This is a genomic window from Alcanivorax sp., from assembly GCF_051117345.1.
Taxonomy (GTDB): domain Bacteria; phylum Pseudomonadota; class Gammaproteobacteria; order Pseudomonadales; family Alcanivoracaceae; genus Alcanivorax.
Window position 1 is genome coordinate 1 of record NZ_JBNPEC010000150.1, and the last position, 15,116, is coordinate 15,116.

Genomic DNA, 15,116 nt, shown 5'->3' on the forward strand with positions numbered 1-15,116 from the left:
GCGAGCTCGTCGCCCATCTGCGCGACCGCGGCATCGGGGTGCTGATCACCGATCACAACGTCCGCGAGACGCTGGGGCTGATCGACCGGGCCTACATCATCCATGACGGCGGCGTGCTCATGGAGGGCGCTCCGAGCGAGATCGTGTCGGACCAGGCGGTCCGGCGGGTCTATCTGGGCGACCGGTTCACGCTCTAGGGACCGGCCGCCTCCTATGTCGCTCCACCAGAAGATCGAGCTCCGCCAGGGCCAGACGCTGGTGATGACGCCGCAGCTGCAGCAGGCCATCCGCCTCTTGCAGCTCTCCACACTGGACCTGCGTCAGGAGATTCAGCAGGCAGTGGAAAGCAATCCGTTGCTGGAGCTGGCCGATGATTTCGGTGACGAATCCTTGCCGGACGCTGACGAGGAACGTCAGGACGAACAGGAGCTGGATGCCGAGCGTGACGATGCCCTGGAAGAGTTCGTGGACGACGAACCCGGCATCGAAACGGAATGGGACGATGTCTATTCCGGCCAGACCAGCAGTGCCTCCACCGCCCTCCCCGACGATGCCGACGACTGGCAGCAGCGCCATAGTGTGGCCGGCAATCTGCAGGACCACCTGCTCTGGCAACTCAATTTGACCCCCATGAGCGATGTGGACCGCATTATCGCCATGACCATCATCGAATCCCTGGACGATCGCGGCTACCTGACCGTCACCGTGGACGACATCGTGGCGATGATGAACGCCCAGGACGACCTGCTCACCGAAGGTGACGAGCTGGAAGCCGATGAAGTACTCGCCGTCCAGCACCGCCTGCAGCAATTCGACCCGGTGGGGGTGGCCAGCCTGGATCTGGCCGACTGCCTGCGGGTGCAGCTGCGCCAACTGCCCACAGACACCCCCTTTCTGGACTATGCCCTGGCCCTGCTGGGGCATCTGGAGCTACTGGAAAAGCACGACTACGCCGCACTGCGCCGAGTACTGCAGATCAGTGAAGAAAACCTGCTCGACGCTCTCTCGCTGCTGCGCACCCTGGACCCGGCACCCGGCGAACAGATCGGTGAAAGCCAGGTGGATTACGCGGTGCCGGACGTGATCGTGCGCCAGCACCAGGGACGCTGGCAGGTGAGTCTGAACGAGGAGGTGCTGCCCAAGGTCAATTTGCAGCAGCAGTACGCCTCCATGGCCCGCAAGGCGGGCGGCGAGGATGGCCAGTACCTGCGCAACTGCGTGCAGGAAGCCAAGTGGTTCATCAAGAGCCTGCAGAGCCGCCACGACACCCTGCTGAAAGTGGCCACCCGCATCGTTGAAGTTCAGCAGGACTTCTTCGACTATGGCGAGGAGGCCATGAAACCCCTGGTTCTGGCCGACATTGCTGATGCCGTCGAGATGCACGAATCGACCATCAGTCGGGTCACCAACCAGAAATACATGATGACACCCCGCGGCGTCTTTGAGCTTAAGTATTTCTTCTCCAGCCATGTGGGAACAGACGGCGGCGGTGAGTGTTCCTCCACCGCTATTCGTGCCATTATTAAGAAGCTGGTCGCTGCCGAGAATCCCCGCAAGCCGCTCAGCGACAACAAGCTGGCAAGCTTGCTGAATGAGCAGGGAATCAATGTAGCGCGCCGGACAGTCGCCAAGTACCGTGAGGCGATGAGAATACCGTCATCCAGCGCCCGCAAGCGTTTGGTGTAGGCGCCGGGACGGCCCAACAAGCAGGTAAAGGAGCCAGCCATGCAAATTAATATCAGCGGTCATCACCTGGAAATTACCGATGCTTTGCGAGCCTACGTAGGAGACAAATTCTCCCGTCTTGAACGGCATTTCGACCAGATTACCAGTGTCCAGGTGATCCTTTCCCCGGAACCCAAGACTCATAAGGCGGAATCCACCATCCATATTTCCGGGGCCGACGTTTTCGCCACCGCTGAAGCAGTGGACATGTACGCTGCCATCGACAAGCTGACGGACAAGCTCGACCGCCAGATCCTCAAACACAAGGAAAAGGCCGTCAGCCACAAGCACGGCGGCCACTGAACCCAAAGCGACAATTATGCGAGTTCGCGAACTACTCACCGAAGCACGCACCCATAGCGAGGTGCAGGCCAGCAGCAAGAAACAGCTGCTGGACCAGGTTGCGCAGCTGGCCGCGGCCGGCTGCGACAGCCTTAACGAACAGGAGGTCTTCGACGCCCTGGTAGCCCGGGAAAAGCTGGGCTCCACGGGCATCGGTGAAGGCATCGCCATTCCTCACTGCCGTCTTGGTCACTGCCAGCAAGCCATCGGGCTGCTGCTGAAACTGTCTACCCCCATCGATTTTGACGCCGTTGACGGTCGCCCGGTGGATCTTGTGTTTGTGCTGCTGGTTCCCCAGGAAAACCCGGAGCAGCACCTGAAAACCCTCAGCCACCTGGCATCCCTGTTCAACGACGACGACTACCGTGCCGAGCTACGACTGAGCAAAAACGACCACCACCTTTATCACACTGCTGTGGAATCCGAAGCGGAGCTGCGACTGGCATCATGAAGGACCGCAGCAAGCCTTCAGGCGTCATCACGCAACACGCCCGGGTCACCCCCTCGTCTATCGATTTTGCGTGCCCACATACTGCGAATAGCGTGCACCCATGAAACTCACCATCATCAGCGGCCGATCCGGCTCGGGGAAAACCACCGCCCTGCAGGCCATGGAAGACCAGAACTACTACTGTGTCGACAATCTGCCGGTGGGCATGTTGCCGACACTGGCGGAACAGCTTGACCAGGGTGAGCTACCCATAGAACGAGCGGCGGTAGGCATTGATGCCCGCAACCTGCCCACTCAGTTGCTGGCCTTTGACGCCATCCTGGATGCCCTGCACCAGCAGCAGGTAAAGGTCGAAATCATTTATCTGGATGCGGACGACAGCACTCTGCTGAAGCGCTTCAGCGCCACCCGGCGGCGTCACCCGCTGGGCGCCCAGCAAGGCTCCGTGGAGGCAGCCATCCAGCATGAGCGGGAATTGCTCTCCAATATCCGCCTGCGTGCCGACCTGGTGATCGACACCAGCAACTATGACGTGCACAGCCTGCGCAACCTGATGCGCGAGCGGGTAGCCAATCGCAGCGCCGCCCTGTCCCTGCAACTGGAATCCTTCGGATTCAAGAACGGCCTGCCCAACGATGCCGATCTGGTGTTTGACGTGCGAGTACTGCCCAACCCGCACTGGCGGGCCGACCTGCGGCCCTTTACCGGCCGCGATGACGCCATCATCGATTTCCTCCAGCAGCACCAGGCCAGCCACGACATGCTCGATGATATTCATCATTTCGTAAAACGCTGGCTGCCGGCGTTTGCCGACAGCGATCGCAGTTATATGACGGTCGCAATAGGCTGCACCGGCGGCCGCCATCGCTCGGTATTCATTACCGAGCAACTGGCAAAACGGCTACGCGATGAGGGAACCGCCCTGCAGGTCCGCCACCGCGAACTGGATTAGGCTGCCACCACTCAATGATCGAAAAACAACTGGATATCATTAACAAGCTTGGCCTGCATGCCCGCGCTGCCGCCAAGGTGGTCAGCGTGGCCTCCCGCTATGAAAGCCGCATTCACGTCATTCACAACGGCAACCCCATCGACGCCAAAAGCATCATGGGGCTGCTGATGCTTGGCGCCGCCAAGGGCACCAGCGTTACCTTTCAGGTCGAAGGGAGCGATGAAACCGCCGCCATGGCAGAACTCACCGATCTGTTCGCCCGCCGCTTTGACGAAGAAGAGTAAAAGGCAATGAATAATTAAGAATGAATAATTAATAGCGCAAGATTTGGGGTACCATCCAGAGAGCTATTCATTATTCACTATTAACTATTCATTATATTCCATGCCCGCCGATACCAGCCGTAGCCAACAGCACCACAAAATCATCAACCGCGCCTTGTCCAGCGGCACCTATACCCAGGTCCGTCAGCTGTTCAATAATCTGCCCGGTGCTGAGGCGGCGCATTTGCTGGAATCGTTCCCTCCCCGGGAACGGGAAATTCTCTGGCAACTGCTGAGCAAGGACCAGGAAAGCGAGGTCCTCCAGTATCTGGGCGAGGAAGTGCGGGTTGAGCTGCTGCGCAACCTGAGCACCGACGAGCTGGTCTCGCTGGTGGAAGAGCTGGACACCGACGACCTGGCCGACCTCCTGCAGGAATTGCCGGACCACGTTACCAGCCAGGTCATGGCCAGCCTGGATGAACAGAATCGCGACCGGCTGGAACAGGTAATGAGTTACCCGGAGGATACTGCCGGGGGCCTGATGAACACGGATGTCATTACCATCCGCCCGGAAATCACCTTCGAGGTCGTGCAGCGCTATCTGCGTCGGCGGGGTGAAATTCCCCGCACCACCGATAACCTGGCCGTGGTCAATCGCCGCAACCAGTTTATCGGGCTGCTGCCGCTGACCAAGGTTCTGATCAGCGACCCCGGCACCACCGTGCGGGAGGCCATGATCACCGACGCCGAATCCATCCCTGCCACCTTGCCCGCTCATGAAGTCGCCAAGATCTTCGAACGTCAGGATCTGGTAACGGCTCCGGTGGTGGACGAAGACGGCATGCTGGTCGGCCGGATTACCATTGATGACGTGGTCGACGTGATTATCGAGGAAGCCGACCACTCGCTGATGAGCATGGCCGGTCTGGATGAAGACGAGGACACCTTCGGTTCCGTTTGGCAGACCGCTCGGCGCCGTGCTGTCTGGCTGGGGATCAACCTGCTGACTGCGCTGGCCGCCTCCGCCGTCATCGGGCTGTTCGAAGCCACTCTGGAAAAAGTGGTGGCGCTGGCCATCCTCATGCCTATCGTTGCCAGCATGGGCGGCATCGCTGGCAGCCAGACCCTGACCCTGGTCATCCGCGCCATGGCATTGGGGCAGATCCAGTCGAGCAATACGCGCTATCTGCTGGTCAAGGAGCTGTCCGTGGGGGCATTGAATGGCGTTTTGTGGGCCACGGTGATTGGCATTACCGCTGCGCTATGGTTCGACGACCCCAGTATCGGCATGGTCATCGCCACCGCCATGATCATCAATCTGATCATGGCGGCCTGCGCAGGTGCCATGCTGCCCATGATCATGAAAAAGATGGGCATCGACCCAGCCTTGGCCGGCTCAGTTGTGCTCACCACCATCACCGATATCGTGGGCTTCTTTGCCTTCCTGGGCCTGGCCACCGTGCTTTACGCCCATCTGCTGGTCTGATTTTTTCGTTTCTTCGCCCAGAAAAAAGGCGCCATTCAATGGCGCCTTTTTTGTCATGCTTTGCTGCAGAATTTATTCGACAAAAATCTGCCGAAACGATACGTAGTAGGCGCCGGCCAGAATCGGCATGACGAACAGCCACCCCAGCAGTAATGGCAAGGCAGCCACCAGCACGATCACCATGGTGACCAGCAGGTAAACGATCATGGGGATTACATTGCGGGTGAAGCCGCGAAGGCTCAGCTTCATGGCTTCGCCCACACCCTTGTTGCCCAGAAAGATCAGCGGCACGGTGAAATAGAACAGATAGACGAAGCCAAATATGGCTACCAGACCCAACAGGCCAATCACTATCATCGCCCCAGTACCAGCGCCTCCGGCACCCAACGCATACCCCAGGCCACCGAAAACAGCCCCGAGCAGCAGCATCACACCGAGCTGGGCCAGTGCCATCAGAATCAGTGGACCGGTTCGATCAGAAAACGCGGCGAACAAGTCGGCAAAATCCGAGTTACCCTCGGTTTCCATGCGATGGAAAATTTTCACGATCCCCGCGTAAAGCAGAGGCGTCGCCAGAATCTGAGCGATCATGCCAAGCAACGGAATGATCTGTAAGGCAGAGGTGATCAGCACGGTGACAACCAGGGCTCCCAGCACCACACCCCAGTGTCCCGGCAGCATCTTGTGACCACTGCCGATCCAGCCCAGCGCGTCCCCCACACTGATTTTGCGCGGCTCGGCCAGAATGGTCAGCGGCTGTGCCGGCGGGTTATTGTCATCAATCAGCTCGGCCTGCGGCTGTTGATACGGATTGATTTCACTCACGGTTTGCTCCTTTCCCGAAAAAAATTTCATCCATTGAAAATGCCCGGATACAACCTGTCGCTATCGCCCTGCAATTTTCATCGGCGACAGCAACAGCGAGCCGCTGGCGATGTTACCCCGATAATCCACATCGGTGCCGCTACCCTGAATACCCTTGAGCATCTCCCCCAAATGCCCCGCAATGGTAAACTCTTGCAACGCTCCTTGTATGACACCGTTCTCAAACCAGAAACCGCTGGCGCCACGGGAATAGTCTCCAGTCACCAGATTGACCCCCTGCCCCATGACTTCCGTGATCAGAATGCCTTTCGGCACCCGGGCCATCAACGCTGACAGTGACTCGCCCGTATCGGTAATAGACAGGTTACGGACCCCGCCACCATTGCCGGTGGGGTCCATCTGCAAACGGCGACCGGCATACAGACCCAGTACATACTGGCGCAGCACGCCGTCCTCCACGAAAGACTGGGCGCAGGTGGGCAGGCCATCACCATCGAAAGGGGCGGAGGCGTTTCCAGCAGACAGATGCGGGTTCTCCGTCAGGGCATAGCCCTTGGGCAACACCGCAGTCCCAATGCTGTCCTGCAGGAAGGAGCTGCGACGGTACAGGGCGCCACCGCTGATGGCGGACACCAGGTGACCCAGCAGGCCCGAGGCCACTTCCGGCGCAAAGATCACCGGCAATTCACCGGTCTCCGGAATGCTCGCTCCCAGCCGTGCAAGCGTTCTCTCGCGGGCCTTTTCGCCAATCTCTTCGGCGCTGGCCAACCGCTCGCCGATGCGGGCTCCGTCGTACCAGTATTCACGCTGCATGCCATCATCGTCTTCCGCCACCACGCTGCAGACCCGGCTATGATGGGTACCACGGTAGCCGTGCAGAAAACCTTCCGAGGTGGCAAAGACCCGCAGGCTGGCGCCACTATTGATGGACGCGCCTTCAGAATTGACGATACGCTCATCATTACGGGCAATGGTTTCACAGCGCAGTGCCTCGTCGATGGCCGCCTGGGTATCCATTGCCCAGGGGTGATACAGGTCCAGGTCCGGCACCTCCCGGGCCAGCATCGAGGCCGGTGCCAGACCCGCATAACGATCTTCCTCGGTGTAGCGGGCAATGGAGGCCGCCGCCTGAATGGTGTCGCGCAGGCTGTCACGATTGTCGTCGGAACTGCTGGCATGGCCCTTGCGCTGGCCGCGGAACAGGGTCACCGACACCCCCCGGTCACGATGGAACTCCACGGTTTCCACCTCCCCCTGGCGCACATTGACCGAATACCCCTGGGACAGACTCACATTCACTTCCGCGCCATCGGCACCCTGCCGTTTCGCCTCCTCCAGCACCCAGGCGGCCGTATCTTCCGCCTGGCGTAATTGGGCAATATCCAGTACTGCTGTCGTTGCGGGGGAATCAGACATAAAATAGCGGTTCCGTAACCAGAATCAGAAAATGTAATGACCGAGTATAACGACGACCTGCTGACCAGCAAGACACAACAAAAACGCGATGACAGTGCTTTGCAGGAGCTGGGACTCTCGTTAATGGACATGAAGCCGGCGGAGCGCGAGCGACTACCCCTGGGCGATGAACTGAAAAAAGCCCTGGACGAAGCAGGCCGCATCAACCACCACGAGGCTCGCCGTCGCCATGCCCAATACATCGGCCGCCTGATGCGAGAATCCAACAGCGAGCAGATCATCCAGGCGCTGGAAGCGTTTCATGATCCGTTCCGCCAGCAACGGCTGACCAACTGGGTAGAACAGATCATGGCCTGCGACCAGCCCAGGGACGCCGAAAGCACCCTGCAGCAAGTCCTGGACTTCTTCCCCCACGGTGACCGCCAGCAACTGCGAAACCTGAGCCGTAATGCGCTCAAGGCCCGTGTTGCCGACCCGGCCACGGCGGCTGCCGCGGAAAAAGACAAGTTCAAACGCGAGCGACGCAAGCTGATGAGCTACCTGAACCAGCTGGACAAAACCGCGCCTCTATATTGAGAGGCGCTGCACTGAGCCCGTACCAATGAACGTTGGCCCGAGAAACAATGAACGGCTGGTGCAGTTCGCCTCAGGCTCAGTGCACCCTACTCTCACATCAAGCTTCAGGGCTTTCGCTATTAACTGTTAACTATTCACTATTAACTGCGTTGTTGCCCTGCCACCAGCGCACAAAGGCTTCCCCCACCGCCTTTTGCGGCATGGAGTGCGCATCGCCTTCAATGCCCTGCTCTTCTTCCATCCGCGAGACCTTCTGGTTGGCAGCAGCAAACCAGGCCTGCGGATCGTCGATGCCGGCGGCCATATCCTCGCCATACAACGCCTTGCTGAACCAAGTACGGTCGGAATCGTCACCGCAACCGAAGGAGGTACGATCCGACGCCGCAGAGGAAAACACCACTCGCTGCGGTGAAGCCAGGGCGTCCACCCATTTTCCGGAATAACAGGCCGACACCACCAGCCACTGATGCTTTACCTGCAGGCCATTCAGCCACTGCTTGCCGTCTGCCACGCTGAGATCATTGAGCTTGAGATTTCGGTCATCCAGTAACAAGCTGCCCTCTTTGGAACCGTGGCTGACCAGATGCACCATGAGCAGATCTTCTTGCGGATCCAGCAGGGCATCCAGCGCTTCCAGCGCTTCTCGCACACTGGTTCGGGTCGCCAGAGGCAGATCAACGCTGCCGCCGTTGATCAGGCGCACCTGTCGGCGCTTGAGATCGAATACCGAGCCCAGCCGCTCCGTCACCCAGTCCACTTCCCGGGCAAACACCGCCTCGGTGCCATCACCGCCAACCACCAGCAAATAAACATCACGCACCCCAGGCCGTTGCGGCGCCAACGATGACAGCACCGATTGCAAGCGGCTGGATTCGGTGTACAGGCGGGCCTCCATTTTTGCGGCCCGGGCATGGCGATTTTCCCGGTAGGCCTGCTCACTGGCGTAATAGCGGCCACGCACGAAATACCCTTTTTCTTCCTGCGGCTCACCGTCGCCTTCAGCCGGCTGGGTGCGCGTGCCGCTGCCGTGGGCATGACCATTCTCAAACTTGCCACGAATCACCACACCATCCGGGCGGGTCAGTACACCCTGACCGTGGTAGGAAAAATAGCGAAATTCCCCTTCATACCGATAACCTTCTTCATCCCGGTAACTGCCCTCGAGCAACTCGCCATCCTCGAATCGACCTTCATAGTGCGCCCCATCCTCGGTGACCCAGAGTCCCTGACCATGGGGGGCGAGATCACGGAATTCTCCCTGATAAGAACCGCCGCTCTCATAGCTGACAGTGCCTTCAACCAGCTCACCCTGTTCGAACCGACCCTGCCAGGTGGCATCGTCACAGGTGAACTGCCCATCCCCGTGCAGGACGCCGTCGACAAACTGACCTTCCTGAGCGCAGCCGCGACGATCCACCAGCTTGCCGTGGCCATTAAGCCGCCCTTCACGGAACTCCCCTTCGTAGTAGCGACCATCCGGCCAAGTCAGCGTACCTTCGCCATGAAAGAGATCATCACGGGTGTCACCGTCATACACCGCCCCGTCCGGCAAACGCACATCCGCCGGCCACTGAACCGGGTCACAGCCAACCAGCGTAACCAGAACCATTCCAAGGCAGAATACTTTCATCGGCAAACCCGTAACGTGTTTATTAGCGTTTGTTATCCTACCGGCAGTTTGAACTGAGCCAGCTGTGACGAGGTGCGACGCAGATGCAGGCATAGCAGGCGGGCAATGTTTTCCATGATCAGACTGACCGCATGGGGGCTGCGTTTGCGCAATTGCTCGATGCCCTTGCGGGTGAGCACGATCAGGGTGGCATCCTCGGCGGCACGGACTGTGGCCGAACGGGGCTCGTGATCCACCAGCGCCATCTCGCCCATGGAATCACCCGGGCGTAAATGGGCAATCACCACCTCGCCACCGGTTTCGCTGTTCTTGACGATATCCAGACAACCGCGCACCACAAAGCAGACAAAATCACTGCGGTCGCCTTCCCGGCATACCGGTTCCCCGGCAGGGACCCGGTTAACAAACACCAGTTTTTCCAGTACCGCCAGTTCTTCATCACTAAGCCCGGCGAACAGACGCATGCGTGACAGAACATCCAGTACCTGGGACATCAGGCAGTGCCCCCCACGGTGAGGGCGTCCACACGCAGGGTCGGCTGGCCCACGCCCACCGGCACGGACTGGCCGTCCTTACCGCAGACGCCGATACCACTGTCCAGGGCCAGATCATTGCCCACCATGGAAATACGGCTCATCACTTCGGCACCGCTACCAATCAGGGTGGCGCCTTTCACCGGGCAGACAATTTTGCCCTTTTCTACCAGGTAGGCTTCGCTGGTGGAAAACACAAAACGTCCGGAGGTGATATCCACCTGGCCGCCACCAAAATTCACTGCATAGATACCGCGGTCCAGACTGGCGACGATATCCTGCGGATCACTCTCGCCGGGCAGCATGTAGGTGTTGGTCATGCGGGGCATGGGCAGGTGAGCATAGGATTCCCGCCGGCCGTTACCGGTGGGCGCCACGCCCATCAACCGGGCGTTGGTCTTGTCCTGCATGAAGCCCACCAGCTTGCCGTTTTCGATCAGGGTATTGCAGGCGGTGGGGGTGCCTTCGTCATCAATGGTCAATGAGCCACGACGATCCGGCAGGGTGCCATCGTCCACCACGGTACACAGGGGGGATGCCACCTGCTGGCCAAATTTCTTGGCGAACATGGAGGTGCCCTTGCGATTGAAATCCCCCTCCAGGCCATGGCCCACGGCCTCGTGCAGCAGCACACCGGGCCAGCCCGGACCCAGCACCACCGGCATGGTGCCCGCCGGTGCCGCTTCGGCTTCCAGATTCAGCAAGGCGCCGCGCACCGCTTCCCGGGCCCAAGTCTCGATACGTTCTTCCTGCAACAACCAGTCATAGGCCACCCGACCACCGCCGCCGGCACTGCCGCGCTCGCGGCGACCATTACGCTCGGCAATCACGCTCACGTTGCAGCGGATCAGCGGCCGCACATCTGCCGCCAGGGTGCCGTCGCTGGCTACCACCATGATCACATCCTGCTCGGCGCTGAGGCTGGCAGTAACTTCCACGATGGCCGGGTCCAGTGAGCGAGCCATGGCATCGATACGTTGCAGCAGGGCCACCTTGTCTTCGGCGGGCCAGCCCAGCAGCGGATCAATGGCCGCGTAACGGGCCGGCACGGCCCGGCTGGCCAGCTGAATCTGCCGGTCCTGGCCCTGGCGGGTAATGGCGCGAGCGGCCCCACTGGCCTGCTGCAACGCATCCAGGGTGATGTCATCACTGTAGGCAAAACCGGTCTTGTCACCCTGGACTATGCGCACGCCGGCACCGCGCTCGGTATTGAAACTGGCATCGCGAACGATACCGTCTTCCAGCACCCAGGCCTCGTGGCGGCTGTGCTGGAAGTACATGTCGGCATAATCTGCCTGGCCGGTCAGTTTGCCGTTCAGCAGCGACGCCAATTGCGGGGTGTGCAGGTTTGCCGGCGCCAGCAGGACGGACTCGGCAATGGATAGGGCGTCGTTATGTGTCATAGGGTCCTTCAATTCGGAATCGTTGATGCTGTTGAACCGGCATTCGTTGCCGAAGCTCATTCATGGTAGCAAGGTCCAGCTCGGCCACAAGAGCACCGGGAGAATCGCTCAGACTATCCACCACCCGGCCCCAGGGGTCCACCAGCATGGAGTGTCCATAGGTAGCCCGGCGCGGCCCGTGCTGACCACACTGGTTGGCACCCAGCACATAACACCCGGTCTGTACTGCCGTGGCACGCAGCAGCATTTGCCAGTGGGCCGCACCGGTGACAGCGGTAAAGGCAGACGGGTACACCAACAATTGGGCACCGGCAGCAACCAGCCGCTGGGCCAAGGCCGGAAAGCGCAGGTCATAACAGATCGCCATGCCCACCTGCAGATCACCCAGAGTGGTGGTCACCACCTCCTGGCCAGGCTCAAAGAAATCCGACTCACGATAACGGCCCTGGGCATCCTGCACATCCGCATCGAACAGATGCAGCTTGTCATAGCGGGCTAGCTGTTCCCCGGCGGCATTTACCGCGATGGAACAGGTGCGCACCAGGGGGGACGGTACCGGCTGCCCATTGGGCCGCTGCAGAGCGGGTAGACTACCGCCGATAATCGCCATATCCAGGCTGCGCGCCTGCTCGCACAACCAGCCGACCAGCTCGTCATGACGCTCACCCAGCACCCGGTAATCACCGCCGTAGCCGGCGAAATTTTCCGGCAACACGGCCAACTCGGCGCCCTTTTGCCGGGCTTCAGCCAGCAGCGTTCCGGCCTGGCGCAGGTTGTCATCGGGCTGCTTGCCGCTGGTCATCTGGATGGCGGCAATCTGATAACGTTGCACCGTCATTCGAATATCCCCTCGGTCTCTTTCACCTGTGGGCTGCTCCAGTTACCAGTTACCCGGTATTCCATGGTGGTGGTCTTGTCGAGCCGGTCGCCCCAGATCCGTTCCACCACAAAAATACCCGCACAGGCGGCCGGCCCTGCCAGACAGCCCGCATACAGGTTACTGGACAATGGCAGGGTAACCTCCATGTTGTGATCCAGAGTTTCTTTTTCCAGATCAATGGCACCCTTGACACGAATCGCGGCAGAGGGCGAATCAATGGCCAGGTTGGACGTGGCCACCCGGGGGCCATCAATGGAGAAGTCACCCGTAATGCTGTCGCAGCTCATGCCTTTCTTGTACAGGTCCGAGAAATCCAGCCGCAAACGACGCTGGATCGTGCCAATATTGAGAATACCCAGCAGACGCAGAAAAGAGGTCTTGGTATCAGTATCCGGAATCCGACATTCCCCGATATCCACCTGGGTCTGCCCCTCCAGTGCCAGATAATCCATATTCAACGGCCAGTCCGCCCAGCCCAGCACCACCTGGGCGCGGGCATCGTCGGACTCGATCAATGCCGGCAGACCCCAGGCGTTCAGGGATCGGCCAAGATTGTCCGAGGACAGGCTGCCGTTGAAGCGGCTGTAAGGCTTGCCGGCTTCCTCGGTCCAGTCCAGCGTGCCTTGAAAATGACTGGATCGCCAACGCCCGTCCAGATCGGAAATACGCACGCCCTGTTTCACTGGCCGCACCTTGCCTTGCCACTGGCCGTAGTCCTCACCGTTGATAACGATACTGTTGAAATCCGCATCCAGCGGCGGCAATGCCAGCGGCGACACGGGTGCGGATTCCCCGTCATCGCCGAGCGCCCCCTCGGGCAGGTTCAGATTGAGGCGTGACACTGACATGGCCAGCGGCGCCTCACCCCGGGCGGTGAAACCGTCCGGGATGCGCACGGAGCCGGCAACTGCACGGCTACTCAGCGCCATATCCCAGCCAGCCGCCGCTGGCAGCACCGAGAGCCGGGTATCCGCCACCTCCACGCCAAACAGGTCCAGCCGGTCAACCTGCAGGCTGACCTTGCTCAGCGAGGCATCGGCGGTACCGACCCCTCCGCCTCCGGCATTCAGCGAAGGCACCAGCCGGTTGCCGATAAAGTCGATCCAGGGCTCCACACTGGCCTTGGCCAGCCGTCCGCGCACTTGAATTCCCTCGGCAGGCACCTGCAATCTGCCGCTACCCAGCAGCAGATCTCCACGCACACGTTTATCGATGCGGAACGCCCCTCGCACCAGCCCGCCGTATTCCATGTCCAGCGCCAGGCGCCCGCCCGGATTACTGAGCCGGATATCCAGCGGCCGGGTTGCCTGGGCTGACTTGCCCAGTGGCGCCGGCGCATCCACGGTAATCCCTTTCATCGACGAGGCCGCTCGCAGGGAAAACGGGGTGCCCTGCCAGGGAATCTGCACGGTCAGCCCCAGGGGTAATTGCCCGGACAGAGGTTTCAGCCAGGGGAAACCCAGCCAGTTTGCCGCCTGCTTCATGGGCAGGCTGCCGTCGAGCTGCAAGCGACTGCGGCCATCACGGGTCAGCCACTGGCCACCGAATTGCCCCCCCAGGGCGCGAGCCTGCAGCCGGTCAATCTGCATGCCATCACGCAGGTGAAAGTAGACCGGTGCCGAGGCCTCGGTTACCTGCAATTTGCGCGGCGTATTGTGCAGGGTGGCATCGTTCACCTGGGCATCCACAATCACCACCGGTGTGCCACTGCCTTTTTGCAGCGGGATATCCAGCAACAGATACCCCGCCATGCTGCCGTCCCGGAAACGCCAGTCCAGCAGCTCTTCGGGGAGCTGTTTACGCAGAGGGGTATCCTGAAAGAGCGTATCCAGATCCTTGACCGGCCCACGAGCCTGGCCGGAAATAATCAGCTTTGGCGTCTCGCCGGTTGCAAAATCCGGCACATCAACGTGCACGTCCTCCAACTGGCTACCCAGCAATGTCCCGCTGCGCGCCACCCCGCGCACCTGGCGACCATTAATCAGCACATCCGCTGACACGTCGCTGGCAACTGGCCAATCCGGCAGAAAAGACAGGCGCACATCGCGGCCCTGATAACGCATCTGCAAGGTGCGATCCTGCTGGCGGCTCTTGTCGATTCTCACCGGGCCCTGGTAAAGAATCTGTCCACGCTGCAGATGGCCGCCTTGGATAGCTTGCCCGAGCCAGCCAGACACCCCCTCGGGTAACCGCTTGAGCGGCATGTAATGACTGGCGCGGGCGCCGTTGCCTTCGTAGATTTCTGCCGCCAGGCGCAATTGTGGAATCTGATCGGGGCGCAGACTGAGCTGCATGATCGCCTCGCCATGGGCATCCGGATTGACCACCCGCAACCGTCCGGAACGCACCAACAGCTGCTCGCCATCACGCCGCCAGTCCAGCAGCCCGCTGATCTGGCCACCCAGGGAATGGTCATAAAGCCGGGGGAATTGCAGGCTCAGATTGTCACTGTGCAGATGTGCCTGCCCGTCGGAAGGGCTGCCCGACACCCAGCCGGAAAGCCCCTGTACACCGGGTATCCGGTCCTGCGCCTGGCTCGACAGGCCAGTAAAGCGCAACTGGAATTTCTCCACTTGCCGGGCGCGCCCGCGCACATAGACGCCATCCAGCAGCCCCCGTGGTGACTGCAACATC

14 protein-coding genes and 1 pseudogene are annotated in these 15,116 nt (G+C 60.4%); 8 read left to right on the forward strand and 7 right to left on the reverse strand.

Annotated features, from left to right (window positions below):
* The 7 genes and pseudogenes from ACFE0K_RS09710 to mgtE all read left to right on the forward strand — a co-directional run.
* A pseudogene (locus ACFE0K_RS09710) lies at nucleotides 1-197 on the forward strand (LPS export ABC transporter ATP-binding protein); the annotation flags it as partial.
* Between the two features lie 16 nt (nucleotides 198-213).
* A complete protein-coding gene (locus tag ACFE0K_RS09715; protein ID WP_434535875.1) occupies nucleotides 214-1,686 on the forward strand; it encodes an RNA polymerase factor sigma-54 in 1,473 nt (490 codons plus the stop codon).
* A gap of 39 nt (nucleotides 1,687-1,725) precedes the next feature.
* Entirely contained in the window at nucleotides 1,726-2,028 is a 303-nt protein-coding gene (gene hpf / locus ACFE0K_RS09720; protein ID WP_035248094.1) for a ribosome hibernation-promoting factor, HPF/YfiA family, read from the forward strand.
* A gap of 16 nt (nucleotides 2,029-2,044) precedes the next feature.
* On the forward strand, nucleotides 2,045-2,518 hold the full coding sequence (gene ptsN, locus ACFE0K_RS09725; protein WP_434535876.1) for a PTS IIA-like nitrogen regulatory protein PtsN: 474 nt from the start codon (nucleotides 2,045-2,047) through the stop codon (nucleotides 2,516-2,518).
* Nucleotides 2,519-2,618: 100 nt separating this feature from the next.
* The gene (gene rapZ, locus ACFE0K_RS09730) at nucleotides 2,619-3,470 is read left to right on the forward strand and encodes an RNase adapter RapZ (protein ID WP_434535877.1); all 852 of its coding nucleotides are present in this window, start codon (nucleotides 2,619-2,621) and stop codon (nucleotides 3,468-3,470) included.
* Nucleotides 3,471-3,484: 14 nt separating this feature from the next.
* On the forward strand, nucleotides 3,485-3,754 hold the full coding sequence (locus ACFE0K_RS09735) for an HPr family phosphocarrier protein (protein WP_434535878.1): 270 nt from the start codon (nucleotides 3,485-3,487) through the stop codon (nucleotides 3,752-3,754).
* Between the two features lie 100 nt (nucleotides 3,755-3,854).
* Nucleotides 3,855-5,219 carry a magnesium transporter gene (gene mgtE, locus ACFE0K_RS09740; protein WP_035248098.1) on the forward strand — a complete coding sequence of 455 codons (1,365 nt, stop codon included), beginning with the start codon at nucleotides 3,855-3,857 and terminating at the stop codon, nucleotides 5,217-5,219.
* Nucleotides 5,220-5,291: 72 nt separating this feature from the next.
* Here the strand turns inward: mgtE and ACFE0K_RS09745 are convergent, their stop codons facing one another.
* The gene (locus tag ACFE0K_RS09745) at nucleotides 5,292-6,044 is read right to left on the reverse strand and encodes a BPSS1780 family membrane protein (RefSeq protein ID WP_434535879.1); all 753 of its coding nucleotides are present in this window, start codon (nucleotides 6,042-6,044) and stop codon (nucleotides 5,292-5,294) included.
* A 60-nt stretch (nucleotides 6,045-6,104) separates the two neighbouring features.
* Nucleotides 6,105-7,460 (reverse strand): metalloprotease PmbA, encoded by a 1,356-nt coding sequence (gene pmbA / locus ACFE0K_RS09750; RefSeq protein ID WP_434535880.1) that lies wholly within the window; start codon nucleotides 7,458-7,460, stop codon nucleotides 6,105-6,107.
* A gap of 36 nt (nucleotides 7,461-7,496) precedes the next feature.
* Between pmbA and yjgA the strand changes: the two genes are divergently transcribed.
* On the forward strand, nucleotides 7,497-8,036 hold the full coding sequence (gene yjgA, locus ACFE0K_RS09755) for a ribosome biogenesis factor YjgA (RefSeq protein WP_434535881.1): 540 nt from the start codon (nucleotides 7,497-7,499) through the stop codon (nucleotides 8,034-8,036).
* A 130-nt stretch (nucleotides 8,037-8,166) separates the two neighbouring features.
* On the opposite strand, the gene ACFE0K_RS09760 is transcribed toward yjgA, so the two are convergent.
* The 5 genes from ACFE0K_RS09760 to ACFE0K_RS09780 all read right to left on the reverse strand — a co-directional run.
* Nucleotides 8,167-9,645, reverse strand: coding sequence for a C13 family peptidase (locus tag ACFE0K_RS09760; RefSeq protein ID WP_434535882.1), 1,479 nt, complete (start codon nucleotides 9,643-9,645; stop codon nucleotides 8,167-8,169).
* A 53-nt stretch (nucleotides 9,646-9,698) separates the two neighbouring features.
* Nucleotides 9,699-10,160 carry a Crp/Fnr family transcriptional regulator gene (locus tag ACFE0K_RS09765; protein ID WP_434535883.1) on the reverse strand — a complete coding sequence of 154 codons (462 nt, stop codon included), beginning with the start codon at nucleotides 10,158-10,160 and terminating at the stop codon, nucleotides 9,699-9,701.
* Nucleotides 10,160-11,602: a metalloprotease TldD gene (gene tldD, locus ACFE0K_RS09770; protein ID WP_434535884.1), complete on the reverse strand. Its 1,443-nt coding sequence runs from the start codon at nucleotides 11,600-11,602 to the stop codon at nucleotides 10,160-10,162. The genes ACFE0K_RS09765 and tldD overlap by 1 nt, the downstream gene beginning before the upstream one ends.
* Nucleotides 11,592-12,440 carry a carbon-nitrogen hydrolase family protein gene (locus tag ACFE0K_RS09775; protein WP_434535885.1) on the reverse strand — a complete coding sequence of 283 codons (849 nt, stop codon included), beginning with the start codon at nucleotides 12,438-12,440 and terminating at the stop codon, nucleotides 11,592-11,594. Before ACFE0K_RS09775 ends, tldD begins: the two co-directional genes overlap by 11 nt.
* Nucleotides 12,437-15,116 (reverse strand): YhdP family phospholipid transporter (locus tag ACFE0K_RS09780; RefSeq protein ID WP_434535886.1); only part of this gene is annotated, 2,680 nt, incomplete at its 5' end. The genes ACFE0K_RS09780 and ACFE0K_RS09775, both read right to left, overlap by 4 nt.

Coding starts and splice junctions, on each gene's coding strand:
- ACFE0K_RS09715 (WP_434535875.1), top strand. CDS start 214: ATGTCGCTCCACCAGAAGATCGAGCTCCGCCAGGGCCAGACGCTGGTG.
- hpf (WP_035248094.1), top strand. CDS start 1,726: ATGCAAATTAATATCAGCGGTCATCACCTGGAAATTACCGATGCTTTG.
- ptsN (WP_434535876.1), top strand. CDS start 2,045: ATGCGAGTTCGCGAACTACTCACCGAAGCACGCACCCATAGCGAGGTG.
- rapZ (WP_434535877.1), top strand. CDS start 2,619: ATGAAACTCACCATCATCAGCGGCCGATCCGGCTCGGGGAAAACCACC.
- ACFE0K_RS09735 (WP_434535878.1), top strand. CDS start 3,485: ATGATCGAAAAACAACTGGATATCATTAACAAGCTTGGCCTGCATGCC.
- mgtE (WP_035248098.1), top strand. CDS start 3,855: ATGCCCGCCGATACCAGCCGTAGCCAACAGCACCACAAAATCATCAAC.
- pmbA (WP_434535880.1), bottom strand. CDS start 7,460: ATGTCTGATTCCCCCGCAACGACAGCAGTACTGGATATTGCCCAATTA.
- yjgA (WP_434535881.1), top strand. CDS start 7,497: ATGACCGAGTATAACGACGACCTGCTGACCAGCAAGACACAACAAAAA.
- ACFE0K_RS09760 (WP_434535882.1), bottom strand. CDS start 9,645: ATGGTTCTGGTTACGCTGGTTGGCTGTGACCCGGTTCAGTGGCCGGCG.
- ACFE0K_RS09765 (WP_434535883.1), bottom strand. CDS start 10,160: ATGTCCCAGGTACTGGATGTTCTGTCACGCATGCGTCTGTTCGCCGGG.
- tldD (WP_434535884.1), bottom strand. CDS start 11,602: ATGACACATAACGACGCCCTATCCATTGCCGAGTCCGTCCTGCTGGCG.
- ACFE0K_RS09775 (WP_434535885.1), bottom strand. CDS start 12,440: ATGACGGTGCAACGTTATCAGATTGCCGCCATCCAGATGACCAGCGGC.